Consider the following 287-nt stretch of genomic DNA (forward strand, 5'->3'; position numbering starts at 1 on the left):
GCCTCCGCCTCGGGCACCGCACCATCGCGCCCGAACAGCGACGGCATGTAGACCGTCAGCCCCACATCCCGCACCCAACGCGCAAACCGCGCCACGTGCGGGCTGATGCCGGGCATCTCGGCCATGATGATCACGGCAGGGCCCGTGCCGGCCACGTACACGGTTTTGGTGATGCCATCCAGCGTGATCTGGCGACATGCAAAGTCTTCCAGACGATCGTCTTCCTGCAGGTGGTGGCTTGTCATGTGCGGGCTCCGTAGTCAGGCGTGGGTAGCAAGGTGCTGCAG

1 pseudogene is annotated in these 287 nt (G+C 65.2%); it reads right to left on the minus strand.

What is annotated here, in order from left to right:
• A pseudogene (locus RVY79_RS19040) lies at nt 1–245 on the minus strand (dienelactone hydrolase); the annotation flags it as partial.
• Nucleotides 246–287: the final 42 nt, after the last annotated feature.

Origin of the sequence: Chromohalobacter sp. HP20-39, from assembly GCF_033052815.1 — a bacterium.
Lineage (GTDB): Bacteria > Pseudomonadota > Gammaproteobacteria > Pseudomonadales > Halomonadaceae > Chromohalobacter.